The sequence below is a fragment of the Bradyrhizobium sp. AZCC 1577 genome (assembly GCF_036924575.1).
GTDB lineage: Bacteria > Pseudomonadota > Alphaproteobacteria > Rhizobiales > Xanthobacteraceae > Bradyrhizobium.
Genome location: NZ_JAZHRQ010000001.1, coordinates 1,153,677 through 1,178,940 on the forward strand (window position 1 = coordinate 1,153,677; position 25,264 = coordinate 1,178,940).

23 protein-coding genes and 1 pseudogene are annotated in these 25,264 nt (G+C 63.4%); 12 read left to right on the plus strand and 12 right to left on the minus strand.

Features of this window, described 5'->3' with window-relative positions; genetic code table 11:
• Nucleotides 1-99: 99 nt before the first annotated feature.
• Nucleotides 100-1,239 (plus strand): acyl-CoA dehydrogenase family protein, encoded by a 1,140-nt coding sequence (locus tag V1278_RS05330; protein ID WP_334379937.1) that lies wholly within the window; start codon nucleotides 100-102, stop codon nucleotides 1,237-1,239.
• 173 nt (nucleotides 1,240-1,412) lie between these two features.
• Here V1278_RS05330 and V1278_RS05335 read toward each other — a convergent pair whose 3' ends face one another.
• From V1278_RS05335 to V1278_RS05390, 12 genes are all read right to left on the minus strand, one after another.
• The gene (locus tag V1278_RS05335) at nucleotides 1,413-2,453 is read right to left on the minus strand and encodes an amino acid ABC transporter substrate-binding protein (RefSeq protein WP_028351901.1); all 1,041 of its coding nucleotides are present in this window, start codon (nucleotides 2,451-2,453) and stop codon (nucleotides 1,413-1,415) included.
• Between the two features lie 55 nt (nucleotides 2,454-2,508).
• Nucleotides 2,509-3,108 (minus strand): L,D-transpeptidase, encoded by a 600-nt coding sequence (locus V1278_RS05340; RefSeq protein ID WP_334379938.1) that lies wholly within the window; start codon nucleotides 3,106-3,108, stop codon nucleotides 2,509-2,511.
• Nucleotides 3,109-3,284: 176 nt separating this feature from the next.
• On the minus strand, nucleotides 3,285-3,383 hold the full coding sequence (locus V1278_RS05345) for a DUF2474 domain-containing protein (RefSeq protein WP_334379939.1): 99 nt from the start codon (nucleotides 3,381-3,383) through the stop codon (nucleotides 3,285-3,287).
• A 29-nt stretch (nucleotides 3,384-3,412) separates the two neighbouring features.
• Complete coding sequence (cydB, locus tag V1278_RS05350; protein ID WP_334379940.1) at nucleotides 3,413-4,423, minus strand: cytochrome d ubiquinol oxidase subunit II; 1,011 nt, start codon at nucleotides 4,421-4,423, stop codon at nucleotides 3,413-3,415.
• The gene (locus V1278_RS05355; protein ID WP_334379941.1) at nucleotides 4,420-5,820 is read right to left on the minus strand and encodes a cytochrome ubiquinol oxidase subunit I; all 1,401 of its coding nucleotides are present in this window, start codon (nucleotides 5,818-5,820) and stop codon (nucleotides 4,420-4,422) included. The genes cydB and V1278_RS05355 overlap by 4 nt, the downstream gene beginning before the upstream one ends.
• A gap of 145 nt (nucleotides 5,821-5,965) precedes the next feature.
• Nucleotides 5,966-6,532, minus strand: coding sequence for a thioredoxin family protein (locus V1278_RS05360; RefSeq protein WP_334379942.1), 567 nt, complete (start codon nucleotides 6,530-6,532; stop codon nucleotides 5,966-5,968).
• Between the two features lie 16 nt (nucleotides 6,533-6,548).
• On the minus strand, nucleotides 6,549-7,238 hold the full coding sequence (locus V1278_RS05365; RefSeq protein WP_334379943.1) for a cytochrome c biogenesis CcdA family protein: 690 nt from the start codon (nucleotides 7,236-7,238) through the stop codon (nucleotides 6,549-6,551).
• Nucleotides 7,239-7,474: 236 nt separating this feature from the next.
• The gene (locus V1278_RS05370) at nucleotides 7,475-7,675 is read right to left on the minus strand and encodes a hypothetical protein (protein ID WP_334365407.1); all 201 of its coding nucleotides are present in this window, start codon (nucleotides 7,673-7,675) and stop codon (nucleotides 7,475-7,477) included.
• A gap of 178 nt (nucleotides 7,676-7,853) precedes the next feature.
• Nucleotides 7,854-8,465 carry a sigma-70 family RNA polymerase sigma factor gene (locus tag V1278_RS05375; protein ID WP_334365406.1) on the minus strand — a complete coding sequence of 204 codons (612 nt, stop codon included), beginning with the start codon at nucleotides 8,463-8,465 and terminating at the stop codon, nucleotides 7,854-7,856.
• A gap of 421 nt (nucleotides 8,466-8,886) precedes the next feature.
• Nucleotides 8,887-9,624 carry a response regulator gene (locus tag V1278_RS05380; RefSeq protein ID WP_334365405.1) on the minus strand — a complete coding sequence of 246 codons (738 nt, stop codon included), beginning with the start codon at nucleotides 9,622-9,624 and terminating at the stop codon, nucleotides 8,887-8,889.
• Nucleotides 9,621-11,366: an ATP-binding response regulator gene (locus V1278_RS05385; protein WP_334365404.1), complete on the minus strand. Its 1,746-nt coding sequence runs from the start codon at nucleotides 11,364-11,366 to the stop codon at nucleotides 9,621-9,623. The genes V1278_RS05380 and V1278_RS05385 overlap by 4 nt, the downstream gene beginning before the upstream one ends.
• The gene (locus V1278_RS05390; protein ID WP_334384106.1) at nucleotides 11,336-13,342 is read right to left on the minus strand and encodes a sensor histidine kinase; all 2,007 of its coding nucleotides are present in this window, start codon (nucleotides 13,340-13,342) and stop codon (nucleotides 11,336-11,338) included. Before V1278_RS05390 ends, V1278_RS05385 begins: the two co-directional genes overlap by 31 nt.
• 728 nt (nucleotides 13,343-14,070) lie before the next feature.
• Here V1278_RS05390 and V1278_RS05395 point away from each other — a divergent pair.
• From V1278_RS05395 to V1278_RS05445, 11 genes and pseudogenes are all read left to right on the plus strand, one after another.
• A pseudogene (locus tag V1278_RS05395) lies at nucleotides 14,071-14,730 on the plus strand (extracellular solute-binding protein); the annotation flags it as partial.
• Nucleotides 14,717-15,295 (plus strand): extracellular solute-binding protein, encoded by a 579-nt coding sequence (locus V1278_RS05400; protein ID WP_334384107.1) that lies wholly within the window; start codon nucleotides 14,717-14,719, stop codon nucleotides 15,293-15,295. The pseudogene V1278_RS05395 and the gene V1278_RS05400, both read left to right, overlap by 14 nt.
• Before the next feature lie 108 nt (nucleotides 15,296-15,403).
• The gene (locus V1278_RS05405; RefSeq protein WP_334379944.1) at nucleotides 15,404-16,354 is read left to right on the plus strand and encodes an aminoglycoside phosphotransferase family protein; all 951 of its coding nucleotides are present in this window, start codon (nucleotides 15,404-15,406) and stop codon (nucleotides 16,352-16,354) included.
• A gap of 229 nt (nucleotides 16,355-16,583) precedes the next feature.
• Complete coding sequence (locus V1278_RS05410; RefSeq protein WP_334365402.1) at nucleotides 16,584-18,206, plus strand: ABC transporter substrate-binding protein; 1,623 nt, start codon at nucleotides 16,584-16,586, stop codon at nucleotides 18,204-18,206.
• A 228-nt stretch (nucleotides 18,207-18,434) separates the two neighbouring features.
• On the plus strand, nucleotides 18,435-19,448 hold the full coding sequence (locus V1278_RS05415; RefSeq protein WP_334365401.1) for an ABC transporter permease: 1,014 nt from the start codon (nucleotides 18,435-18,437) through the stop codon (nucleotides 19,446-19,448).
• Between the two features lie 9 nt (nucleotides 19,449-19,457).
• Complete coding sequence (locus V1278_RS05420; RefSeq protein ID WP_334379945.1) at nucleotides 19,458-20,357, plus strand: ABC transporter permease; 900 nt, start codon at nucleotides 19,458-19,460, stop codon at nucleotides 20,355-20,357.
• A gap of 241 nt (nucleotides 20,358-20,598) precedes the next feature.
• A complete protein-coding gene (locus tag V1278_RS05425; RefSeq protein WP_334379946.1) occupies nucleotides 20,599-22,452 on the plus strand; it encodes an ABC transporter ATP-binding protein in 1,854 nt (617 codons plus the stop codon).
• Nucleotides 22,453-22,471: 19 nt separating this feature from the next.
• Nucleotides 22,472-22,654 carry a DUF4089 domain-containing protein gene (locus V1278_RS05430; RefSeq protein ID WP_334365398.1) on the plus strand — a complete coding sequence of 61 codons (183 nt, stop codon included), beginning with the start codon at nucleotides 22,472-22,474 and terminating at the stop codon, nucleotides 22,652-22,654.
• A gap of 7 nt (nucleotides 22,655-22,661) precedes the next feature.
• Nucleotides 22,662-24,059, plus strand: a complete 1,398-nt coding sequence (locus V1278_RS05435) for an AtzE family amidohydrolase (RefSeq protein WP_334379947.1) — start codon at nucleotides 22,662-22,664, stop codon at nucleotides 24,057-24,059.
• Between the two features lie 2 nt (nucleotides 24,060-24,061).
• On the plus strand, nucleotides 24,062-24,475 hold the full coding sequence (gene hpxZ / locus V1278_RS05440) for an oxalurate catabolism protein HpxZ (protein ID WP_334379948.1): 414 nt from the start codon (nucleotides 24,062-24,064) through the stop codon (nucleotides 24,473-24,475).
• Nucleotides 24,472-25,176 (plus strand): GntR family transcriptional regulator, encoded by a 705-nt coding sequence (locus tag V1278_RS05445; protein WP_334379949.1) that lies wholly within the window; start codon nucleotides 24,472-24,474, stop codon nucleotides 25,174-25,176. The genes hpxZ and V1278_RS05445 overlap by 4 nt, the downstream gene beginning before the upstream one ends.
• Nucleotides 25,177-25,264: the final 88 nt, after the last annotated feature.

Genomic DNA, 25,264 nt, shown 5'->3' on the forward strand with positions numbered 1-25,264 from the left:
CGCTAGCACCATTCATAATCGATAAGCCGCGGCGTATGGGTCCCTGCTTTCGCAGGGACGACGAAGTAGCTTAATTCTCTTCTGAAACGGAATTCATCGATGCCCCTCGTCCTCACCGAAGAACAATCCATGCTGCGCGACAGCGCGCGCGGCCTTATCAGCGACAAGGCGCCGGTGTCGCATATGCGCAGCTTGCGCGACAGCAAGGACGAAACGGGCTTTTCCCGCGAGCTCTGGAAGGCGTTTGCCGAGATGGGCTTTTCCGGCCTGCTGGTGCCCGAAAATTTCGGCGGCAGCGGGCTCGGCTGCGTCGAGGCCGGCATCGTGATGGAGGAAATCGGCCGCACCTTGATGCCGTCGCCGTTCCTGTCGACTGCGGTGCTGGCGGCGTCGGCACTGTCGCGCGGTGGAAGTGACGCGCAAAAGTCCGCACATCTGCCGAAGATTGCGGACGGATCGCTGCTGGCGGCGCTCGCGATCGATGAAGGCGCAAAACATCGCCCGCTGCAGATCAACTTGCAGGCGGTGCGCTCCGGCAACGGCTTCAAGCTGAACGGCGCCAAGGCGCTCGTGGTCGACGGCCACACCGCCGATCTCCTGATCGTCGCGGCGCGCACCGGCGGTGCGGCTGGCGAACGCGATGGGCTGACGCTGTTCCTGGTCGATCCCAAAGCCAAGGGAATTGCGATCGAACGCACGGTGATGGTCGATGCGCATAACGCGGCGCGGATCGAATTCAGCAATGTCGACGTCAATGCCGATCAGGTGCTCGGCGAGGTCGACCAGGGCGGCGCGTTATTGGAGGGCGTGCTCAATATCGGCCGCGGCGCGGTAGCTTCCGAAATGGTCGGCTTGAGCGAGGAGGTGTTCGGCCGCACCGTCACCTATCTCAAGGAACGCAAGCAGTTCGGCAAACTGATCGGCGAATTCCAGGCACTGCAGCACCGCGCCTCCCAGCTCTATATTGATATCGAGATCACCCGCGCGGCCGTTCTGAAGGCGTTGCAGGCCCTCGACGGCGATTTCGAGCGCGCTGGCGCCGCGGTCGCGGTTGCCAAGGCACGCGCCGGCACCACGGCGACGCTGGCGGTGCAAGAGGGCGTGCAGATGCACGGCGGCATGGGCATGACCGACCAGTTCGACATCGGCTTCTTCATGAAGCGCGCCCGCGTCTGCCAGGAATTGTTCGGCGACAGCAATTACCACGCCGATCAGTTGGCGCGAATGAAGGGGTATTGATCAGCCCGAAGCGGCGCGTCATACACCGCTGTCATCGTCCGGCCTTGTGCGCAATTTCGCGCTGGGACCGGGCGACCCAGTATTCCAGAGACGGCAATGCTTGAGCCGATGGGCCGCGGCGTACTGGGTCACCCGCTTTCGCGGGTGACGACAGTTTGTGGTGGTTGAGAGACCTACCGTATCGGCGGGGCGTACTGGATGCCGCCGTTGCTCCACAGCGAATTCAGGCCGCGCGGGATCTTCAGCTTCGATCCCTCGCCGACATTGCGGTCGTACATCTCGCCGTAATTGCCGACATGGCGGATGATGCGGGCGGCCCAGTCCTTGGGCAGGCCGAGATCTTCGCCATAGGCGCCTTCGGTGCCGACCAACCGCATCACATCGGGCTTCTTCGACTTCAGCGCCTCGTCGATGTTCTTCGAAGTGATGCCGAGTTCCTCGGCGTTGATCATCGCATACAGCGTCCACTTCACGAGCATCATCCAGTCGTCGTCGCGCTGGCGCACCACGGGCGCGAGCGGCTCCTTGGAGATGACGTCGGGCAGGATGACATGATCGCTCGGCTGGATCAGGTTCAAGCGGAGCGCGTAGAGCTGGGAAACGTCGGCGGTGAAGGTGTCGCACTTGCCGCCCTCATAGGCTTTGAGCACGTCTTCCAGCTTGGGAAACTTGACCTCGGTATACTTCATGTTGTTGGCGCGGAAATGGTCGGCGACATTGAGCACCGTCGTTGTGCCCTCCTGCACGCAAACCTTGCTGTTGTTGAGGTCCAGCGCGGAATCGATGTTGCGCGAGCGCGGCAGCATGAAGCCCTGGCCGTCATAATAGGCGACCGCCGGGAAATAGAGGGCGTAGTTGCTCTCGCGGGACATGCTCCAGGTCGTGTTGCGGGAGAGGATGTCGACCTTGCGGCTCTGCAGCTCCTTGAAGCGCTCGTTGGCATCCAGCGCTACGAATTTCGCCTTCTTGGGATCGTCGAAGATCGCCGCGGCTACTGCGCGGCAGAAATCGACGTCGAAGCCGGTCCAGTCGCCCTTGTCATCGGGGATCGAGAAGCCGGGCAGGCCCTTGTTGACGCCGCACAGCACTTCGCCGCGCCGGATGGTCCGCTTCAGCGTCTTGGTGTCGTAACGCTCATAGGTGATCGCGCCAGCCGCAATCGCGATTGCGACAGCCAGCCCAATCAGGAGGCCGCCTCGAAATGTCCGTAGCATTTTTTGAACTCACTAAGTCGGAGGGAATGGATCGGCCAGAGCGGCCGCGTCGCAATTACAGTTCCGGCTTCTGTCGGATAATCACCTTGGTACCGACAGGCACGCGCTCATAGAGATCGGTGACGTCGGCGTTGACCAGCCGGAAGCAGCCGGACGAGACGGCGGTGCCGATGGTGTCGGGCCGGTTGGTGCCGTGGATACGGTAGACGGTGGTGCCGAGATACATCGCGCGCGCACCGAGCGGGTTGCCGGGGCCGCCAGCCATGAAACGCGGCAGATAGGGCTGGCGCGCGATCATCTCCGGCGGTGGCGTCCAGTCCGGCCACTCCGCCTTGCGGGTGATGTTCACAAGCCCCTGCCATTGAAATCCTTCGCGGCCAACGCCGATGCCGTAGCGCAAGGCACGGCCGTTGCCCTGGATCAGGTAGAGGTGGCGCTCGGCCGTGACGACGATGATGGTGCCCGGCGCTTCGTTGGTGCGATAGAGCACCGCGGTCTTCCTGAACTGCGGATCGAGTTCGACGGATTCATCGGGCAGCAGACCGGGCTGGTCGCCGACATCGGGCTGCCGCGTCTGCGCCTGGCTCTGAGAAGCTGAAAGGACCAGACCGCCGGCGGCGATCACCATCCAGATCAGGTGCCGAAATTTTGTCATCGCAAAAATTCTCCTTGTTGGCGCGGCGGCCAAATGGTTGGCGCTTTGGCAAATCAGCGGAACCATCAAATCTCAGGGCTGGCTTGATGGCAAGTTTAGGGCGAATGCGGCGGATACGTGACTGAAATGTCGTCCATTTTCGTGGTCCACCAAATTCATGGGATATCCCGCCTGCCTTATTTCGGCGCGATCCACAGCCGCAGCAAAAACGAAATCAGCACGACGGTGCCGACGCCGCCGAGCCAGAGCGCGGCAAACCACAGCAAGCGCTGCATCAGAGGACGACGGGCCGGCTCGTTGGGCTTCAATGGTATCCACTCTCGGGTTTGACCTTGCCGCGAAAAACCCAATAGGCCCAGGCGGTATAGCCGAGGATCAGCGGGATCAGCCCGGCGACGCCGACCAGCATGAAGAGCTGGCTGTTTTCCGGCGCCGCCGCCTGCCAGATCGTGATGCTCTGCGGCACGATATAGGGATACATGCTGATGCCGAGCCCGGCATAGGACAGCGCGAACAACGCCAGCGTCAGGAAGAACGGCTGGTAGTCGTATTTGTTGGCGAGACTGCGCAGCAACAGGGCGGTGACTACAGCAACCGAAATCGGTACCTGTGCCGTCATGAGGACGTTCGGCCAGGCGAACCAGCGCTCGGTGTACTGTATATGGAGGAACGGCGTCGCGATGCTGACCGCGCCGATCGCGCCCAGCATCGTGAGCAAAAATATCCAGCTCAGATGATAGGCGCGGTCACGCAACTCGCCTTCGGTTTTCATGACCAGCCATGTCGCCCCGAGCAGCGAATAGCCGATCACGAGCGAGATGCCGGTCAGAATGCTGAACGGCGTCAGCCAGTCCCACCAGCCACCGGCATAATGCCGTCCTTCGACGTGCACGCCTTGCAGGATCGCGCCCAGCGCAATGCCTTGCGCCAACGTTGCCAGCAACGAACCGCCGAAAAAGGCGATATCCCACCTGTTTCGCGCCTTGGTCGTGCGCCAGCGGAATTCGAAGGCGACGCCGCGGAATACGAGGCCGAGCAGCATCGCAATCATCGGCGTGTACAGCGCCGGCATCAGCACGGCATAGGCGAGCGGGAAGGCCGCCATCAGGCCGCCGCCGCCGAGCACCAGCCAGGTTTCGTTGCCGTCCCACACCGGGGCGACGCTGTTCATGATGACGTCGCGGTCGCGCTTCTCCGGAAACAGCGGAAACAAAATGCCGAGCCCGAGATCGAAGCCGTCCATCACGACATAGACGAACACGGCAAAGGCGATGATGAAGGCCCAGACGGTGGCGAGGTCGACCGCGATGTTCATGAGCCGACCCCCTGGGCAGCCGGCGTGATGCCGGCGGTGCGGATCGGCGCCTCGTGTGATGACGGCCCCTCTTCGCCCGGATGTGGCGGCGCTGCCATCAGGCGCAGCAGGTAGATCACGCCGGCCGCGAACACCGCGAAATAGACGATGATGAAGGCGATCAGCGAGGAGGCAACGGCCGGCGCCGCCAGCGGCGAGGCGGATTCAACCGTGCGCAGCAATCCATAGACCGTGAACGGCTGGCGGCCGACTTCAGTGGTGATCCAGCCCGCGAGCACGGCGATGAAGCCCGCGGGGGCCATTGCGACCGCGAACATGTGCAACAGCCGGGAATCGTAGAGCTTGCCCTGAACGCGCATCAACAGGCTGAATAGGCCAAGCGCCAGCATGAGCAGTCCCATGCCGACCATGATCCGGAACGACCAGAACGTGATGGCGACCGGCGGCCAGTTTTCGCGCGGGACCGTGTCGAGGCCGGCCATCGGCGCGTCCGTCGAGTGTTTTAGAATCAGCGATCCCAATTTCGGCACTTCGACCGCATAGTCGACCCTGCCGGCGCTCTGATTGGGCAGGCCGAACAGGATCAGGGGCGCGCCGTCCTTGTGGCTCTCGAAGTGGCCCTCCATCGCCATGATCTTCACCGGCTGGTGCTCCAACGTGTTGAGCCCGTGCTGATCCCCGGCGATGATCTGAATCGGCGCCACCAGCGTCGCCATCCACATCGCCATCGAAAACATCACGCGCGGGCCGGCGAGGTGCCGATCGCGCAACAGGTGCCAGGCACCGACTGCGCCGACCACCAGTGCCGTGGTCAGATACGCCGCCAGCACCATGTGCACGAGACGGTATGGGAACGACGGATTGAAGATCACTTTCAGCCAGTCGGCGGCGATGAACTGACCGGCCTCATTGACGGTGTGACCGGCCGGCGTCTGCATCCAGGAATTGGCCGACAGTATCCAGAACGCCGAAATCAGCGTCCCGATCGCGACCATCAGCGTCGCCAGAAAATGCAGTTTTGGACCGACGCGGTTCAGGCCGAACAGCATCACACCGAGGAAACCCGCTTCGAGGAAGAATGCGGTGAGCACCTCATAGGCCATCAACGGCCCGATCACCGGGCCGGTCTTGTCGGAAAAGGCCGACCAGTTGGTGCCGAACTGGTAGGACATCACGATGCCCGACACCACGCCCATCGCGAAGGCGACGGCGAAGATCTTCAGCCAATAGTTGAACAGGTTGATGTAGACCTCGCGCCCGGTTGCGAGCCACAACGCTTCGAGCACGGCGAGGTAGCTGGCGAGCCCGATCGAGAAGGCGGGAAATATGATGTGGAACGACATCGTGAAAGCAAACTGCGCCCGGGCCAATACGACCGCATCCCAGCCTTCGAACATCGACACCACCCGTCGCTAGTTTCGCCGGCCGCAATCTTTTTTAAAACTGGATGACAGTTTTTCGGAGATCGCGCCCGGACCCGGCGCGGAGCCTACCACGCCGGGTGCGACGATAGTACCCGCGCGCGCTGCGCGGATCGGCATTTCAGCTATTCGCGTTCAGGAGTCCGGCGACCGTGCGCTCGATCTGCTCGTATTGACCCTCGCCATCGTGCTGGAATACGATCTTTCCGTTCTGGTCGACGATATATTGCGCCGGCCAATAGCGGTTGCGGTAAGCGTTCCAGGTTCGCGAGTCGTTATCTTGCGCCACCGGATAAGTGATGCCGTGCCGCTTCAGCGCGGCCTGAACGTTGGACGCAGACCGCTCGAACGGAAATTCCGGCGTGTGAATGCCGACGACGACGAGGCCACGGTCCTTATATTTGGCGTAGAGCGCGGTGACATGCGGCAGCGTGTTCACGCAGTTGACGCAGCCATAGGTCCAGAAATTCACCAGCACAACCTTGCCGCGGAGATCGGCGAGCTTGAGCGGCGCCGAGTTGAACCAGTTGCCGAGACCGACGAAATCGGGCGCGGTGGCTGGCGCCGCGGCGACGGTAAGCGGCGTTTCCAGCGCGCGTGGCGCCTCGCCACTGGCGGCAGGTAACGCTGAACCCGCGAGAGATGCTGCAACGATGGCAGCCGATGTGGCGAGCGAACGTAGATTCATGGCAATCTCCATTGCATCAGAGGCCGATCTGGCCGTTGGGGTAAAATCCGGTCAGCCACGACACGATCAGCGTGTCGTATTGGAAGTAAGACAGCAGCGCGAAGGCTATGACGACGATGCCGAATCCCTGCTGCAGCCGCGGCGCGATCCGTGCGACGCTGCGAACGCGGGTGGTGACGGCCTGGCCGCCATAAGCGATCGCGAGCATCGGCAAGCCCGCGCCGATTGCGTAGACGACCAGCAGCAGGCTGGCCCAGGCGGTGTCGTTCGACGTGGCGATGACGGTCAGGATCGAGCCGAGGACCGGTCCGGCGCAAGGCGTCCAGACCAGGCCGAGTGTCGTGCCGAGCACGAAGCCGCCGATCATTCCCTGCCGGGAGGCCGCCGCAGCGCCGGCGAAGCCGCCGATGCGAACCGACAGCCATTCGAACGGCGCCGGCCAGATCATCAATAATCCAAAGCCGACAAGAAGAATCGCGGCGGCGTTGCGCAGATGATTGGGATCGAAATCGAATGCGCGCGTGATCGCGCCCAGCAGCAATGCCACCATCGAGAATGACACCACAAAGCCGAGCGCGATCATTGCCGGCCGCGCCTTGCCGGTCTGGCCGACCGATGCCCCGAGGAGGATAGGCAGCATGGGCAGCGTGCAAGGCGCGGCCACAGTGACGACGCCTGCGAGCAGCGCGAGTACGAGATTGAGCATCGAAAGCATCCATCACCAGTCCCGGCGAGACATTGCCGGGTGCATGATGGACTTCGCGGTGACGGGGCAGGGCGTTACGCCAGCGGCGCTTCAGCCGGCGTCACGTCCGTGTGAGACTCTTTCGGCCCGCGTACACGGAATCCGGAGCCCAAAACAGAGCGACCCGGCTGGGGGGCATCCCGGCCGGGTCGTTGGAGGTCGCTTGGGAGTCTGGAGCTTGGGAGGTAAAGAAGAATTCAGCGGGGGGTCTCGCTGTCGTAGGAGATCACACAGATCTCCTTGGGACTCTTAGTGCCGCAATCGACCACCTGTTCGCGCACGAACGTCGAACCGGCGTCGCGCTGAGCGCGAGGCTGAACGTTCTGGGCCGACAGGGTGGCCAGGGTTGCGACGGCGCCGAGCGGGACGATGAAAAAGCGGAAGGACGGCTTCAGCATGTTCGCTCTCCTGTTCGGCGTTGGCGTTTACGTCGGTGGTGATCGGTATAGGGGGTGAGCTTTTCCGGGTGATGTCGTGAAATGTTTCATTTGTTTCGTCGGAAGTAATCTTTGTCCGTCGAAACCGCCCCGTTTTTCCGTCCCTATCGCCAATCTAACTGTTTGAAATCGCTTGTCTTTAGGCGGCGATGCTGTCCACGCCGGCGCCCTTAAGCAACTCGGCCAATTGTTTGCGGGCATAGAACATGCGGGTCTTCACCGTGCTCTGGGGGATACCGATGATCGCGCCGGCCTCTTCCACGGACTTCTCGTGGTAGTAGACCAGGTTGATGATCTCGCGATGTGCCGGCGACAGCTTGGCGACGCAGGCGCGCAGGATGGCGCTGGTGTTGCTGCGGTCGAGCGAGGCCTCCGGCGTGTCGGCCTCGTCGGGGATCTCCAGCACGTCGTCCTGCTCGATGTCCTCATGCTTGCGCTGGCGCAGCGCGGTCAGCGCCTTGAAGCGGGCGATCGACAGCAGCCAGGTCGAAACCTGCGAGCGGCCCTCGAACTGGGCGGCGGTCCGCCACACGTCGAGGAACACCTGGCTGACGAGGTCTTCGGCCATCGTGGTGTCACGCACCATGCGCAGCACGAAGCGGTAAACCCGGACGTTATGACGGGAGTAAAGCACATGCATCGCCGTGCGGTCGCCCTTGGCAATACTCTGCAGCAGCGTTTCGTCCGATGTCGCGCGGGCGGCGGCAATCGACTTCTTGGCTGCGGCGTTGATGGCGATGACGTTCGACATGACAGGCTCCCCTTGCGCCACGAGGTGCGGCGTTCCGTTGGGAGAATTGTTAATGAGCCTCCGTTTCGGGATGTCTGCTCGAAAAGGGGAAAATGGTTTCGTGCGGCAGAGAATTGTTTCGTTGCAGGGCCCGCGACGAAACATTCGGGGACAAAATGCCAGTAATTTCAATATGCGGAAAATTGGAAGAGATGAGATTTGGGTCCCGGAACAAATCCCGTCGTCCCGGACAAGCGAGCGTAGCGAGCGCGATCCGGGATCCATAACCACCGATGTTGATTATCGAAATACGCTGGAGCCCCAGCCAGGCGAAATTACGAACGCCTGTGGTTATGGGCCCCTGCGTTCGCAGGGGCGACATGTTGAGAGGTCCTCGCCTCTATCCCGTCGTCCCTGCGTTCGCAGGGACGACAAAGAAAGCCTAACCCTTCTCGCCGGTCGGCGAGAACAGGTAGCCGCCGCCTCGGATGGTGCGGATCACGGCGGGCTTGGTGGGGTCGATTTCGATCTTGCGGCGGATACGCATGATGCGCAGATCGACGGCGCGGTCGAAGGCTTCGGCGTCGCGCGCATTGGCCAATTCCAACAGCCGCTCGCGCGACAACACCCGCTTCGGATTCGCCGCGAATACTTTCAAGAGGCCGAATTCGGAGGCCGTCAGCGGATGCTCGTTGCCTTCGTCGTCGCGCAGCGCCTGGGCTTCGAGGTCGAGCCATTTGGTGCCGAACCGCACCAGTTGTTCCTTCTCCGCCTTGGCTGCCGCGGGCTCGGGCGTCGCCGTCTTGGCCGGCGTGCTGCGGCGAAGCACGGAGCGGATGCGCGCCATCAGCTCGCGCAGCTCGCAGGGCTTTGCGATGTAGTCGTCGGCGCCGAGTTCGAGGCCGACGACGCGGTCGATCGGGCTTGCGGTCGCCGTCAGCATGATGACGGGGACGTTGATGCGGCTCTTGAGGTCGCGAATGATCGAAAGCCCATCTTCCTCGGGCATGTTGAGGTCGAGCACGACGAGGTCGGGCACGGCGTTCTCGATCTCCTTGCGCAGGCTCTTTCCCCCGTCGCACAAGGTGACGCCGAAGCCGTGCATCTTGAGGTAATCACCGACCATCTCGCGGGCCGGCGCCTCGTCGTCGACGATGAAGATATGCGGGCTCTGGGTCATGTCGTCTCTGTCGCAGGCAGTGTAACCGTAAATGTCGATCCCTGCCCGGGTCCGGCACTTTCCGCAGTCACATGGCCGCCATGCATGTCGATAATACGTTTGACGATCGACAGACCGAGGCCGGTCGAGCTTTCGCCGGCGGTCGGCTTGGCCGAGAGCCGCTGGAAGCGGCCGAACAGCCGGCCGAGATCCTCCGGCGAAAGGCCGGCGCCCTGGTCGGCGATGCGAATCACCGTGTCGCTGCCTTCATGGCTCACAGTGACCGTGATCTTGCCGCCGATCGGCGAATACTTGATGGCGTTGCTGACGAGGTTGTCGATCGCCTCGCGGATCCGGTCGGCGTCGCACATGGTAACGATATTCGGCGGGGCTGACACCGTGACGGCCTGCTGCTTGTTGACGGCCGAGGGCAGGTTGGAATCGGCGACCTCGGTCACGAGCGCGGCGACATCGACCGGTTCGCGGCGGATGGTGATGTCGAAGGCATCCGCCATTGCATCCGAAATCAGGTGATCGACCATCGAGGTCAGGCGTTTGGTGGCATCCCTGATGTGCTCGACCTGCGCGGTGACGTTCTCCTTCGGCGAGCCCGCGCCGATCAATTCGGTCAACATCTCGGTGCGGCCGAGGATCACGCCGAGCGGGTTCTTCAAATCGTGCGCCACGGTGCCGAGAATTTCGTTCTTGAAGCCGTTGGCGCGCTGCAGCCGCAGCCACTGCGCCGAGAGCCTGCGGTTGGCCTGCATCAGCGCGCGGGTGCGCTGGGCGACGCGGTCCTCGAGCTGGGTGTTGGCCTCATGCAGTTGGCGATAGAGGATGACGTTGTCGAACGCGATCGACAGCCGGCTGGAGAAAATCTCGACCAGCGCGCGGTCGGTATCGGAAAGCTGGCGCTCGGCCTGCAACAGCACCACCACTTCGCGGCCGCTGCCGGTCCGCAAGTACAGCACGCTGCGGTGGTCGGCGAATTCGTTCTTGCGGCGCTGGAAGGCGGCCTCCACCATTTGCCGCAAGTCCGGATCGAGCGCCTTGGAGCTGGTCGTGCCGATGAACCGGCTGTAACAGCCCGAGCCCGCCAGCACCGAGAATTCGCTCCCCGGGGCGCCGTCGTCGCGCAGCACCAGAATGCCGGCGCAGTCGACATTGAGCAGCGAGGCGAGCTGCGTCAGCACGCCTTCCGCCAGCCGCTGCATCGATTTGAAATCGTACAGCGTCGAGGCGGCGTCGATGATGATTTCAAGCCCGCGCCTTGTCTGCACCATGCGCTCGAGCTGCTGGTAGCTGCGCAGCGCCGCGGTCAGCGAGGTGAACAGCTTGTCGGCTGTCAGCTCGGTCTTGGCCTTGTAGTCGTTGATGTCGTACTGGACGATGACGCGGCGCTCGGGCGCCTGCCCGGGCTGGCCGGTGCGCAGGATGATGCGGACGGTCTCGTTCTTGATCTCGTTGCGGATGTATTCGACCAGCTCCAGGCCCGCGACGTCGGTCTCCATGATGACGTCGAGCAGCACGGCCGCGATGTCCGGATTGTCGCGCATCAAGATGCGGCCTTCGGCCGCGGAATAGGCCGACAGGATCTCCAGCGTCGCGCCGTTGAGACTGTAATCGCTGAGCGCAAAGCGCGTGCCCTCGTGCACGGCGGCATCGTCGTCGATGACGGCGATCTTCCACTTGCGCGCGGACGAGTCCTCCGGAGCCAATCCGGTATCGTCGATCAGGTGGAGGACATCGTCCTGTTCGGCCATTGCGAAGTTCCGTCGGCTGCTGTCTGGTCTGTACTCGTGGATCCGGCTGTCGATCCGCCCCTGGCGACTTTCGGCATGATAATGCGGAATGTGGTGCCTTGTCCCAGCCTTGACTCCAGCATCATCCGGCCGCCGAGCTGTTGAGTGACAAGATTATAGACGATATGCAAGCCCAGTCCGGTGCCGCCCTCGTTGCGGCGCGTCGTAAAGAACGGGTCGAACGCCTGCCGTTGCACGTCCGGCGTCATTCCGGCCCCGTTATCGGCAAAGATGATCTCGACATCGTCGCTGCCGCGCGCCCGGGCCGAGATCGTGATCGCGCCGGAGCGGCCATCAGCAAAGGCATGATTGGCGGCATTGAGGAAAAGATTGGTTAATATCTGGCCGTACGAGCCGGGATAGCCGTCAATGACGAGCCCTTCCGGCACCTCGACCGACAGCGTGATCGCCGCTTTCTTCAACACCGGCCTCAAGCTCGCGACGATCTGGTCGGTGGCCTCGCTCAGGTTGAATTGCCGGCGCTCGGCGTGCGAGCGGTCGACCGCCACCTGCTTGAACGACTGGATCAGCTCGCCGGCGCGGTGCAGGTTCGCTACCAGTTGCTGGGCGGCGTCGCGCGAGCTCTTGACGAATTCGTCGAGCTTGGAGCGACGGAGCGGCCCGGTCCGCAACTCGGATTCGAAGGTTTCAGCCCGGCGCGCAAAGCTCGACGCCACCGTCAGGCTGATGCCGATCGGGTTGTTCACCTCATGGGCGACGCCGGCGACCAGCCCGCCGAGCGCCGCCAGCCGCTCGGCGTCGATCAGGTTCTGCTGCGCGGTGTTGAGCTCGAGCAGCGCGCTCTCGGCTCTTTCCTTCGAGGCGCGCAGTTCGTCCTCGGTCTTGCGCTTGGCGATGGCGTTCTCGCGGAAGACGTCCACCGCACGCGCCATGGCGCCGACCTCGTCTCTCGCGGTGGTGCCCTGCACCCGGCGATCGTAATTGCCCGACGTGATTGCATGCATCGCCGCCAGGATCTGCTGCAGCGGCAGACGGATCGAGAGTGCGATCAAGACGCCGGCGGACAGGATGATGCCGAGGAACATCACGGCGATCGACAGAACCCGGCGCGAGATGCCTGACAGCGTCTTGTCAAAAGTCTCCTGCGCCTTTTGCTCGCGCTGGCGCATCTTGTCCGATAGCTCGTCGATGACCGCAATGGCCTCGGCCTGGCTGGCATCGATGGTATTGCGCAACAGTTCGGTCCGGACCGCGAGCTGTTCGGTCAGTTTGGCCATGCCCTCGCGCAGCGCCACGGTCCGGGCCTGCAACCGCGTCAGCGCCATGCGCTGCAAATCATTATCTGCCAGATCGGTCATCACCGGGATGGTCTTCTCGATCGTCTCGGTATTCCGGCGGGCGTCCTCGGCGGAGCCTGAGGCGGGCGACAGGTAATAGGCGTTGGCGGCAACCAGCATGGCCGTAAACGCCTCGCGCGATTTGCCGAGCGCGGGCCAGATCTGCGCGTCGCGATGCCCGGTGGCGCCTTCGATGATCGAATACAGCCCGGCCATCTCCCGGGCCGGTCCCAGCACCTGCTGCTCATAGGTCTTGGTGATGGTGGCCTGCACGGCGCGCAATTCGCCGAAGCCGTTGAGGAAACGGTCGGTGACCTGTTCGAGCCGCTCGACCGACCCCGATAGCATCGGGTCGTTCGAGGCACGCGTTGTGAGCGTGCCCAGTACGGCCTCTCGCAGCAGCAGGATCTCGGCGAACAGCTCAGGGCTTGGCTGGTTGATGTAGCGGTGGATCAGGTTCTGCAGCCGGCTGGTTTCGCTTTCGAGGTGCGCCAGGATCTTGTCTGATTCCCGCACCTGCCGGACGTCGTCCCATGCAGAGCCCAGCACGTTGGCGCCGTTCCAGATCAAGACGGCGAGCACCATGACGACGGCGGAGTTCAATCCCGCGATCGACAGAATGCGCCATCGGATCGGCACCGCGCGGAGCCATTGGACGACGTGAAAGCGCCCGCGCGCGGCGAAGCTCGCCGGCCGTTCCGCTGGTCGCTGCTGTTGCGGCGCGCCGGTCAAATCCACTCCACTCTGCGAAGGCGCCCGACCAATAACGGCGCCACCGTCCCGATCAATGCAACGTTGGTACGGTGGAGATCGATCGCACCGGTCCAGGTCTGTCCGGAACGGTCCTGTTCCGCGCCGCACGGGCGGGAATGGAACATTTCGATCCGATACCTGTCGTTTCGGGGATCGGCGGCAGGAAATCCGCGCGCAAAAACGCCCGTTGAGACCGCCGTAAGCAACAGCGCGACAACAAGCACCAAGGTCCGCGAAAGGTTGGCGCGGCGATACACAGGCGACAAATCCCCTTAGAGATGGAGTCTGCAGCGGGGAGAAAAGGTTCAACGCAATTTTAGCAGAATTTGCCGATGCTTGGCTATTGGTAGCATGGCGGTGCGGGGTCTATCCTGGGGTTACCCTGATGCGCCGGCTGCAATCTTTAATTGTGCATTGCAGTGATGTCGGCGGATTGAAACCGCGGTCGCGGGGATTTATGAGGGCGCGGCGAACGGGTACATCGCTCGCGCGGCAGAGCAGGGTGATCACCGGTGAAATCGGCCTTGAGGTTCTTGCAACTCGCAGCGCTCGCCGCCATGGCGCTTGCGTCCCCCGCCCACGCCGCCACCACCGAGATCATGTGGTGGCACGCGATGTCGGGGGAACTCGGCAAGCAACTCGAAAAGCTGGCGGCCGATTTCAATGCGTCGCAGTCCGACTACCGGATCGTGCCGACCTACAAGGGCAACTACACCGCGACGGTGACGGCGGCGATCTTCGCATTCCGATCGCGAAGCCAGCCCGCCATCGTTCAGGTCAACGAGATCGCCACCGCAACCATGATGGCGGCAAAAGGGGCGATCTATCCGGTGTTCGAGTTGATGCGCGACCAGTCGGAGCCGTTCTCGCCGGAGGCGTATCTGCCGGCCGTGACCGGCTACTATTCCGACGTCGCCGGCAATATGCTCTCGTTCCCGTTCAATGTCTCGACCCCAATCCTCTACTACAACAAGGATCTGTTCCGCGCCGCCGGCCTCGACCCTGAGGTGGCGCCGAAGACCTGGGCCGAGGTCGGCGCCGCGGCGAAGCGCCTGCGTGCGGCTGGCTCGCCCTGCGGGCTCACCACATCCTGGCCGTCGTGGGTCCATGTCGAGAATTTTTCCGCCTTCCACAATCTGGCGCTGGCAACCCGGGGCAACGGCTTTGGCGGTCTCGATGCCGAGCTGACCTTCAACAATCCGGACGTGGTTCGGCACATCGCGCAACTCGCGGAATGGCAGGCGACGAAAGTTTTCGACTATAGCGGCCGCGGCGAATTGGCCGAGCCGCGCTTTCAAAAGGGCGAATGCGCCATCTTCATCGGCTCTTCCGGGACTCGCGCCGACATCAAGGCCAATTCCAAATTCGGAGGTCGGCTACGGCATGATCCCATACCGGCCCGACATCGCCGGCGCCCCGCAAAACTCGATCATCGGCGGCGCCACGCTATGGGTGCTGCGCGACCGGCCGCACGCCGAATACACCGGCGTTGCGCGGTTCTTCGCCTATCTCTCCAAGCCCGAGGTTCAGGCCGCCTGGCACCAGAACACCGGCTATCTGCCGATCACCCGCGCCGCTTTCGATCTCACCCGCGCGCAGGGCTTCTACGATCGCAATCCGGGCACTGCGATCGGAATCGAGCAGATGACCCCGAAGCCGCCGACCGAGAATTCGAAGGGAATCCGGCTTGGGTCCTTTGTGCTGATCCGCGACGCCATCGAGGACGAGCTGGAGCACGTCTTCAGCGGCAAGCGCACTGCGCAGGCAGCACTCGACGCCGCCGTCGAGCGCGGCAACCGCCTGCTGCGCCAGTTCGAACGGGCCAATCCGGATCGATAATCTCACAGCGTCATTGCGAGCGCAGCGAAGCAATCCATCTGTCCCCGCGCTGAGGTATGGATTGCTTCGCTTCGCTCGCAATGACGACAAACAAAGTTCAGTGCCCGCATGACCGCATCTTTGCCGCCATTTACCGGCTACGAGCCCTTCCGCGCCTTTCGCGCCGATCCGGCGCAATGGCTGCCGATCGCGCGCGATATCGCTCGCGGCCATGGCCTGGCGTGCGCAGCGCCGCACGTCTTCTCCACCGGCACCAATCTCGTCATGGCCCTCGACGAAAAACTCATCCTCAAAATCTTTCCGCCATTTCTTCGCGCCCAATTCGTGTCGGAGCGTGGCGCGCTGGCGCAGCTTCATGGACGGCTTCGCGTTGCGATCCCCGAAATCGTCGCCGAAGGGGAGCGCGACGGATGGCCATATCTCGTTATCACGCGGCTGTCGGGTGCGTTGGGCGCGGATGCCTGGCCATCGCTGCGGGAAGCGGACAAGGAGCGTGTGCTTGCCGAGGTTGGCGAGACCATCGCCGAGGTGCAGCGCGTCGCCGTTGGACCGCTCGCCTCGGTCGAGCCGGGCTGGGACGTCTTCATGCGCGGACAGATCGAGGGATGCCGCGCCCGGCACGCGCGTCTCGGATTGCCGCAGAAATTTCTCGACGGCCTAGACGATTTGCTGCGCTATGCGAGCTCGCTGGTCGCGCTGGAGGGGCCAGCGGTGATCCTGACCGGCGAATACATTCCGGAAAACTTCCTGCTGAGCGGCGGTTCGGGTTGGCGGCTCGCGGGGTTGATCGATTTCGGCGACGTGATGACAGGGAGGGGCGAGTATGACCTGCTTGGTCCCAGCGCCTTCATGACCGCCGGCATGCCGCGGCGGGTGCGAAGCCTGTTCGAGGGTTTTGGATATTCAGCCGCAGATATCACGCCCGAACTGAAGCGGCGGCTGCTCGCGCTGATGCTGCTGCATCGGGCCAGCGATCCGGTCAGGGCATTCTGCATCGAGGGATGGCAGGAGAAGGCCGCGGACCTCCATGAATTGCAGGATTTGCTCTGGCCAATTTGAGCGGAGCACAGCAATGGAGCGCTCGAAACGACTGCACATTAATTGAGCAAATATGCATCTCTGTATGCAATCCGCCAGGATGCCGCGTCCCCGGACGCCATTTCGCGTCGGACGCATTCGCCAGCAGCATCAATGAGTTGGCGTGAAAGTAAGTTTTCCTTAAACGTTGGCACGAACCTTGCGATTCCAGTTCCAAAGCCGTTTTCCCTCGGGCGTTGGAGCATCACCCATGAAGCGTCGCGATTTCCTCAAATCCGTGTCGGGGTTGGCGGCCGCCGGCGCGCTCACGCCGGCTCCGGCGATTTGGTCCTCCGCCAAGGCGCAAGCGCGGTCGGAAACGTTGCTGATCGTCTCGGAAAGCGGCCCCAACAATCTCGACATTCACGGCGTCGGCACCAACGTGCCCGGCTATGAGGTGTCGTGGAATTGCTACGACCGCCTGATCAGCCACGAGATGAAGAGCGGTCCGGGCGGCGTGCCGTATTACGACCGCGACAAGTTCAAGCCCGAACTCGCCGAGGACATGAAGGTCGGCGACATGTCGGTGACCTTCAAATTGAAGAAGAACGCGAAATTCCACGACGGCGCGCCGGTCACGGCGAAGGACGTCAAATGGTCGCTCGATCGCGCCGTCAGCGTCGGCGGCTTTCCGACGTTCCAGATGGGCGCGGGCTCGCTGACCAAGACCGAGCAGTTCGTCGTCGTCGACGACAACACGGTGCGGATCGATTTCGCCAAGAAGGACCGCCTCACCATCCCCGATCTCGCGGTCATCGTGCCGTGCATCGTCAATTCCGAGCTGGTGAAGAAGAACGCCACCGAGAAGGATCCGTGGGGCCTCGAATACACCAAGCAGCAGACCGCGGGCTCCGGTGCCTACAAGGTGGTGAAGTGGACGGCCGGCACCGAAGTCATCATGGAGCGCAACGACGCGTGGGTCGGCGGTCCCTTGCCGAAGGTCAAGCGCGTGATCTGGCGCATGGTGCCGCAGGCCGGCAACCGCCGCGCGCTGCTGGAGCGCGGCGATGCCGATATTTCCTACGATCTGCCGAACAAGGATTTCGTCGAGCTGAAGGACAGCGGCAAGCTCAACATCGTCTCGGTGCCCTATTCCAACGGCGTCCAGTATATCGGCATGAACGTCAAGATCGCACCGTTCGACAACGTCAAGGTCCGCGAGGCCGTCGCCTGCGCGATTCCCTACCAGAAGATCATGGATGCGGTGCTGTTCGGCCTGGCCAAGCCGATGTTCGGCGCCGCAGCCGACAAGGCGACCGAGGTAGCCTGGCCGCAGCCGACCAAATACGTCACCGATATCGCAAGAGCCAAGGCATTGCTGGCGGAGGCCGGCTACCCCAACGGTTTTGAGACCACGCTGTCGTTTGATCTCGGCTTTGCCGGTGTCAACGAGCCGCTCTGCGTTCTGGTGCAGGAGAGCCTGGCGCAAATCGGCATCAAGACCACGATCAACAAGATCCCCGGCGCCAACTGGCGCACCGAACTGAACAAGAAGGTGCTGCCGCTCTACACCAACGTGTTCTCCGGCTGGCTCGACTATCCCGAATATTTTTTCATCTGGTGCTACGACGGCAAGAATTCGATCTTCAACACCATGAGCTACCAGTCGAAGCCGATGGACGAATTCATCCACGGCGCCGTCGACGCGGCGGCAATTGGCAACACGGCCAAATACGATGCTGACGTCAAAGGCTTCGTCGATCTCGCCTTCAAGGACATCCCGCGCATCCCGCTGTATCAGCCCTACGTCAACGTCGCGATGCAGAAGAACGTGTCCGGCTATCAATACTGGTTCCACCGGAGGCTGGATTATCGCGCGCTCGTGAAGGCGTGAGTGGATGATGCTGGCGGTAGGCGAAATGCTGACTTGCTCCGCTCTCTTTTGCTGTGAGGGACGCAATGCTCTCTCACTCCCTCCCCCCTTGCGGGGGAGGGGCGGGGAGAGGGGTAAGCCACACGCACCGCCGTTGCCGCCACCCCTCTCCCCAGCCCTGCCCCGCAAGGGGGGAGGGAGCGCAATTGCGCCTGCGGCAGCACCTCGTCTCATCACCGGGAGCGCATCATGCTGACCATGATCGGCAAGCGGCTGATGTTTGCTATACCCTCGCTCATCGGGGTCGTGATCGTCACCTTCCTGCTGACGCGCGCGCTGCCGGGCGACCCGGCCGCCTATTTCGCCGGGCCCGCGGCGAGCAAGGAAGCGATCGAGCAGATCCGCAAGAAGCTCGGCTTCGACAAGCCGCTGATCGAGCAGTTCTTCCGCTACACCAACGATCTCGCGCATGGCGACTTCGGCAATTCGCTGACGACAGGCCAGCCGGTCGCCACCGAAATCCGCAACCGCCTGCCGGCGTCCGCCGAACTGACGCTGCTCGGCCTCATCGTCTCGATCACAATCGCGATTCCGCTCGGCGTGCTCGCCGCGACCCGGCCGGGCTCGTGGATCGATCACCTCTGCCGGATCACGACAACGGCCGGCGTATCGCTGCCGGTGTTCTTTACTGGCCTCGTGCTGGTGTACTTGTTCTATTTCAGGCTCGGCTGGTCGCCGGCACCGCTCGGCCGGCTAGATGTGTTCTACAGCGCGCCGCCGACCGTGACCGGTCTCTATCTCATCGACGCCCTGATCGCGCGCGAGTTCGAGACGTTTCGTTCGGCGCTGAGCCAGCTCATCCTGCCGGCGGCGACGCTGGCGGTCTTCTCGCTGGCGCCGATTGCGCGCATGACGCGGGCCTCGATGCTGGCGGTGCTGGCCTCTGACTTCGTCCGCACCGCGCGCGCCAGCGGGCTTTCTCCATCGACCGTGATCGTCACCTACGCGTTCCGCAACGCGATGCTGCCCGTCATAACCACGCTCAGCATGGTGTTCTCGTTTCTGCTCGGGGCCAACGTGCTGGTCGAGAAGGTGTTCGCGTGGCCCGGCATCGGTTCCTATGCGGTGGAAGCGCTGATCTCGTCGGACTTCGCGCCAGTGCAGGGCTTCGTGCTGACCATGGCGGTCATGTACGTGCTGCTCAATCTGGTCATCGACATTCTCTACGGCGTGATCGATCCACGCGTGCGGCTTGAGGGGTGAGGTTCAAAGATGAGTAGCGTTGCGCCTGCCGTTGAACCTGCTGCTCCCGCCCGCACCTCGGGTTTGGCGGCGATGTTCGAGCATATCAGCTACGTGCTCGGCGAGAACCGCGTCACCGCCTTTGCTTTCGGTTTGCTCGTCATCATCCTGTTTGCCGCGATCTTCGGCCCCTACATCGCTCCCTACGATCCGCTCGCCAGCGATACCGCCGCGGCGTTGAAGCCGCCGTCGGCGGCGCATTGGTTCGGCACGGACCAATTGGGGCGCGATATCTTCAGCCGCGTCATCGTCGCCACAAGGCTCGATACCTTCATCGCGGTCGCCTCGGTGGGGCTGGTGTTCCTGATGGGCGGACTGGCCGGCATCGCCGCCGGCTATTTCGGCGGCTGGACCGACCGCATCGTCGGGCGCATCGCCGACACCATCATGGCGTTTCCGCTGTTCGTGCTGGCAATGGGCATCGTGGCGGCACTCGGCAATACCGTGCAGAACATCATTATCGCCACCGCGATCGTGAACTTTCCGCTCTATGCCCGCGTCGCCCGCGCCGAAGCCAATGTGCGCCGCAACGCCGGCTTCGTGCAGGCGGCGCGGCTGTCAGGCAATGGCGAGATGCGGATCCTGCTGGTGCACATCCTGCCCAACATCATGCCGATCATGATCGTGCAGATGTCGCTGACCATGGGCTACGCGATCCTCAACGCCGCAGGCCTCTCCTTCATCGGGCTCGGTGTGCGGCCGCCGACGGCGGAATGGGGCATCATGGTCGCGGAAGGCGCCACCTTCATGGTGTCGGGCGAATGGTGGATCGCGCTGTTCCCGGGGTTGGCGCTGATGATTGCGGTGTTCTGCTTCAATTTGCTCGGCGACGGCCTGCGCGACATCGTCGATCCGCAGCGGAGGACGTGATGGGTGTCTCCACGCTCGCAGCTGCGCTCCCTCCCCCCTTGCGGGGGAGGTTTGGGGAGAGGGGTGGCCGCGGGAGAGATGGGAGTTTGTGGCTACCCCTCTCCCTGCCCCTCCCCCGCAAGGGGGGGAATGAGAGAGTTGTGCCCAACTTACGCGCGAATCACTCTCGAAGATTATCCAGTGAATCCAACCTCGTTCTACTTTGCATGGGGTTGTTTTCGATATTTTTGCGGAGGTCGTCATGACCGCCCAGCCCCTGCTCGACGTCAACGACCTCACCGTCGAGTTCACCACCCGACGCGGCATCGTCAAGGCTGTGCAGCATGTCAACATTTCAGTGGCCAAGGGCGAGACGCTCGGCATCGTCGGCGAATCCGGCTCCGGCAAGTCGGTGACGTCATATGCCGTGATGCGGATCCTCGACCGCGCCGGCAGGATCGCCGACGGTTCGGTGATGTTCTCCGGCATCGACGTCAAGGCCGCGAGCGAAAACGAGATGCGCGATTTGCGCGGCCGTGAAATCTCGATGATCTTCCAGAACCCGCGCGCCGCGCTCAATCCGATCCGCAAGGTCGGCGACCAGATCGAGGACGTGCTGCGCCAGCACGTGCAGAGCGCAGCCAGCGATCGCGGCGAGAAGGCGATCGAGGCGCTGGAGCAGGTCAAGATCGCCCGTCCACGCGAGCGCTATCATGCCTATCCGTTCGAACTTTCGGGCGGCATGTGCCAGCGCGTCGTGATCGCGCTGGCGCTGGCCTGCAATCCGCAGCTCCTGATCGCGGACGAGCCGACGACGGGACTCGACGTCACCACGCAGAAAGCCGTGATGGACCTGATCGTGGAGCTGACGAAGCGCCGGCACATGTCGACGATCCTGATCACGCACGATCTGGGCCTCGCCGCCGCCTACTGCGATCGCGTGGTGGTGATGAAGAAGGGCCGCGTGGTGGAGACCGCGAGGTCGGCGGACATCTTTGCAAAGCCCGAGCACGCCTACACCAAGAAACTGATGCGCGCGACGCCGCGGCTCGGCGTGTCGTTGCGGGATCTGCTTCCGGAGGAGGAGGTTTTAGCCTCTCCCCGCCCATCCGCTGTCATGGCCGGGCTTGCCGCCTCCGCTAAAGCTTCGGCGCGCCAACATGGCGAAGCCTCGGCGAAGCCTTGGCGTAGCCGGGACCCGGCCATCCATCCATCTTCGAAAGACTCTTCCTCAGAGGCGATGGACCCCCGGGTCAAGCCCGAGGGTGACGACCTTCCAAAGCCTCTCCTCCTCGTCGAAAAGCTGGTCAAGGAATACCCGCGCCAGGGCGCGAGTGCGGTGCTGTCAAAACTGTTCTCTCGCAAGCCGCCGGTGGAGGCGGAAGTCTTCCGCGCCGTTGACGGCATCAGCTTCACCGTCGGCCACGGCGAGAGCGTTGGCCTCGTCGGCGAATCCGGCTGCGGCAAATCGACGACGTCGATGATGGTGATGCGGCTATTGGATCAGACCTCCGGGCGCATCAGTTTCGACGGCGAGGAGATCGGCGCCATCCTGCCGCAGGCCTTTGCGCGGCTGCCGCTACGCAAGAGCATCCAGATGGTGTTCCAGGATCCGACCGACAGCCTCAACCCGCGCTTCACCGCGGCACGCGCCATTGCCGATCCGCTTCTGCAGCTCGGCGACATCAAGGGGCGCGACGCGCTGCGCGCTCGCTGCGAGAAGCTCGCCGGTCTGGTCGGCCTGCCCGCCGATCTGCTCGATCGTTTCCCGCATCAATTGTCCGGCGGCCAAAAAGCCCGCGTCGGCATCGCCCGCGCAATCGCGCTGCATCCGAAACTCGTGATCCTCGACGAGCCAACCGCGGCGCTCGACGTCTCCGTGCAGGCCGTGGTGCTCAATCTACTACAGGATCTGAAAGCGTCGATGGGCATGAGCTATTTGTACGTGTCGCATGATCTGAATGTGGTGCGTCTGCTTTGCGATCGTGTCATCGTGATGCGGGCGGGGCGAATCGTCGAGCAGGGCTCGTCGGAGCGTGTGCTCGGCGATCCGCAGGACGCCTACACCAAGGAATTGCTGACGGCGATCCCGCATCCGCCGTTGCCGGTTCACTAGAAACTCGAATGGAAGCGAAATGGCCGCCGATCCCCTGGATAATTACATCGACGCCGTCGCCAAGGCGCTGGCGCTGCCGGTTGAAGAAGCCTGGCGGCCGGCGGTGCGGGCGAACCTCGAAGTGTCGCTGAGGCTGGCGCGGCTGGTCGACGAATTCCCGCTGCCGGACGAGATCGAGCCGGCCAGCGTCTACACAGCGTGACAAGGCCATGACCGTGAACAGTGACGGGCTATCGGCCCAACAAATCGCGCAGGCCGTCGCAGGCGGCAAGCTATCCGCACTCGACGCGACCGAAGCCGCACTGGCGCGAATCGCCAAATATGATTCCGTGCTGAACTCGTTTACCGACATCACCGCCGATCGCGCGCGCGCGAAAGCTCGCGCGGTCGATGCCGCCGTCGCCGCCGGTCAGAAGGTCGGCCCGCTCGCCGGCGTGCCGTTCGCGGTGAAGAACCTGTTCGACGTGAAGGGTCTCGCCACCCGCGCCGGATCGAAGATCAACCGCGATCTCGCTCTGGGACCGCGCGACGCCACGCTGATCGAGCGCATGGAAGCAGCCGGCGCCGTGCTGGTCGGCGCGCTCAACATGGGCGAATACGCCTATGACTTCACCGGCGAGAACGTGCATGACGGCCCGTCGCGCAATCCGCACGATCCGACGCGGATGACCGGCGGCTCCTCCGGCGGCTCTGGCAGTGCGGTCGGCAGCGCTCTTGTTCCGATCGCCCTGGGATCCGATACCAACGGCTCGATCCGCGTGCCCTCGTCGTTCTGCGGCGTCTTCGGCTTGAAGCCGACCTATGGCCGGCTTTCGCGCGCCCGTTCGTTCCCCTTTGTCGCAAGCCTCGATCATCTGGGTCCCTTGGCGCGTAATGTCGGCGATCTCGCGCTGGCCTATGACGCCATGCAGGGCCCCGACGCTGACGACGCCGCCTGCACGACACGGCCGGTCGAACCGGTTGCGCCGCTGTTGGCGAAAGGCATCGACGGCCTGCGGGTCGCGGTGGCCGGCGGGTATTTTCAGAAGAACGTCTTTCCGGAAGCGGTCGAGGCCGTGGCGCGCATCGCCAAGGCGTTGAACGCGACCAAGACGGTCGAGATTCCCGAGGCCGCGCGCGCCCGCGCCGCGGCCTACGTCATCACCACGACCGAGGGCGCGTCGCTGCATCTCGATCGCCTGCGCCAGCGTCCGAACGATTTCGATCCCGCGGTGCGCGACCGCCTGATTGCGGGCGCGATGGTCCCGGCTCCGCTGGTCGACCGCGCGCAGAAATTCCGCCGCTGGTATCGGGCAAGGGTGTTGGAGCTGTTCCAATCGGTGGACGTAATCATCGCACCGGCGACGCCCTGCATCGCGCCCAAGCTCGGCCAGGCAACCTTTACGCTCGATGGCGTCGAATTGCCGGTGCGTGCCAATATCGGCATCCACACCCAGCCGATTTCGTTCATCGGTCTTCCGGTGGTGGCGGTACCGGTGCCGCTTGAGCCGATGCCGATCGGCGTGCAGATCATCGCCGCGCCGTGGCGGGAAGATATCGCCTTGCGGGTTGCGCATGCGCTGGAGCGGATGGGCGCCGCCGCGGCACCCGCGCCGAGAGGATTGTAAGCATGGAGATCGATCTTCCCGACGCGCTCGCCGAAGTCACCGCGCAGTTCGAACGCTACGAAAAGGCGCTGGTGTCGAACGACGTGGCGGTGCTGGACGAATTGTTCCGCGACGATCCCCGCACGCTGCGCTATGGCATCGGCGAAAATCTCTACGGCTACGACGCCATCATGGCGTTCCGCGCCGCGCGCTCGCCGGTCGGGCTGATGCGGCGGACCGACAAGACGGTGATCACGACCTATGGCCGCGATACCGCCGTCGCCTCCACGCTGTTCTATCGCGACAGCGCACCCGGAAAGGTCGGGCGGCAGATGCAAACCTGGATACGGTTTCCCGAGGGTTGGAAGATCGTCGCGGCCCATGTCAGCATGATCGACGAGCCCAAATCTTCTGAGCAAATGGATCAAAAGGCATGAGTCTGGAAGATCTGCCGGAAGCCACGGTTCGCCGCGTCGATCGCCCTTCGTCGCAGCGGGACAAGGTCACGCGCGCAGAAGAACTGCGGCTGCAGCTCGCCGACGAGATCGTGCGCGGTGTGCTGCCGCCGGGATCGGCGCTCGACGAGACCGATATCGCCCGGCGCTTTGCCGTGTCGCGCACGCCGGTGCGCGAGGCCCTGCGACAACTCGTGGCGAGCGGCCTGGTGGAGGCGCGGGCCCATCGCGGCGCGGTGGTGGCGCAGCCGTCGCTGGACCGCCTGACCGAAATGTTCGAAGCGATGGCGGAGCTGGAAGCGTTGTGCGCGGGGCTCGCGGCCGAACGGATGCCGCCAGGGGACCGTCAGAAGCTGGAGGCGATCCATGAAGAATTGCGGGTGCTGAGCCATGCCGGCAATCCCGAACGCTTTCACGCAGTCAACGAGCGTTTCCACAACGCGATCTATGCCGGTTCGCAGAACAGCTACATCGCCGAGATGACGCTGGCGACGCGGGTGCGCGTGCAGCCATTCCGCCGCGCCCAGTTCCGCAATCTCGGGCGGCTGGCAAAATCGCATGCCGAGCACGACCGCGTCGTGGTCGCGATCATGCGCGGCGACAAGGTGGGCGCTGCGGCCGCGATGCGCGCGCATATCGAACTGGTGCGCGGGGAGTACGAAATTTACGCGGTGTCGGTGTAAGATTCTCTCGGTATGCGTGCCCCGGACGCAGCGCGGCACGCAGTGATGCGCTGCAGAGCCGGGGTCCATCTCTCCGAATACGCATAGG

Coding starts and splice junctions, on each gene's coding strand:
- V1278_RS05430 (WP_334365398.1), top strand. CDS start 22,472: ATGGCCGCCGATCCCCTGGATAATTACATCGACGCCGTCGCCAAGGCG.
- cydB (WP_334379940.1), bottom strand. CDS start 4,423: ATGAACATCGCGGTCGACCTCGCCACCGTCTGGGCCTTCATCATCGCC.
- V1278_RS05375 (WP_334365406.1), bottom strand. CDS start 8,465: ATGTCGAACGTCATCGCCATCAACGCCGCAGCCAAGAAGTCGATTGCC.
- V1278_RS05330 (WP_334379937.1), top strand. CDS start 100: ATGCCCCTCGTCCTCACCGAAGAACAATCCATGCTGCGCGACAGCGCG.
- V1278_RS05340 (WP_334379938.1), bottom strand. CDS start 3,108: ATGACAAAATTTCGGCACCTGATCTGGATGGTGATCGCCGCCGGCGGT.
- hpxZ (WP_334379948.1), top strand. CDS start 24,062: ATGGAGATCGATCTTCCCGACGCGCTCGCCGAAGTCACCGCGCAGTTC.
- V1278_RS05345 (WP_334379939.1), bottom strand. CDS start 3,383: ATGCAGCGCTTGCTGTGGTTTGCCGCGCTCTGGCTCGGCGGCGTCGGC.
- V1278_RS05380 (WP_334365405.1), bottom strand. CDS start 9,624: ATGACCCAGAGCCCGCATATCTTCATCGTCGACGACGAGGCGCCGGCC.
- V1278_RS05410 (WP_334365402.1), top strand. CDS start 16,584: ATGAAGCGTCGCGATTTCCTCAAATCCGTGTCGGGGTTGGCGGCCGCC.
- V1278_RS05365 (WP_334379943.1), bottom strand. CDS start 7,238: ATGCTCAATCTCGTACTCGCGCTGCTCGCAGGCGTCGTCACTGTGGCC.
- V1278_RS05335 (WP_028351901.1), bottom strand. CDS start 2,453: ATGCTACGGACATTTCGAGGCGGCCTCCTGATTGGGCTGGCTGTCGCA.
- V1278_RS05445 (WP_334379949.1), top strand. CDS start 24,472: ATGAGTCTGGAAGATCTGCCGGAAGCCACGGTTCGCCGCGTCGATCGC.
- V1278_RS05420 (WP_334379945.1), top strand. CDS start 19,458: ATGAGTAGCGTTGCGCCTGCCGTTGAACCTGCTGCTCCCGCCCGCACC.
- V1278_RS05405 (WP_334379944.1), top strand. CDS start 15,404: ATGACCGCATCTTTGCCGCCATTTACCGGCTACGAGCCCTTCCGCGCC.
- V1278_RS05425 (WP_334379946.1), top strand. CDS start 20,599: ATGACCGCCCAGCCCCTGCTCGACGTCAACGACCTCACCGTCGAGTTC.
- V1278_RS05385 (WP_334365404.1), bottom strand. CDS start 11,366: ATGGCCGAACAGGACGATGTCCTCCACCTGATCGACGATACCGGATTG.
- V1278_RS05435 (WP_334379947.1), top strand. CDS start 22,662: ATGACCGTGAACAGTGACGGGCTATCGGCCCAACAAATCGCGCAGGCC.
- V1278_RS05415 (WP_334365401.1), top strand. CDS start 18,435: ATGCTGACCATGATCGGCAAGCGGCTGATGTTTGCTATACCCTCGCTC.
- V1278_RS05355 (WP_334379941.1), bottom strand. CDS start 5,820: ATGTTCGAAGGCTGGGATGCGGTCGTATTGGCCCGGGCGCAGTTTGCT.
- V1278_RS05370 (WP_334365407.1), bottom strand. CDS start 7,675: ATGCTGAAGCCGTCCTTCCGCTTTTTCATCGTCCCGCTCGGCGCCGTC.
- V1278_RS05360 (WP_334379942.1), bottom strand. CDS start 6,532: ATGAATCTACGTTCGCTCGCCACATCGGCTGCCATCGTTGCAGCATCT.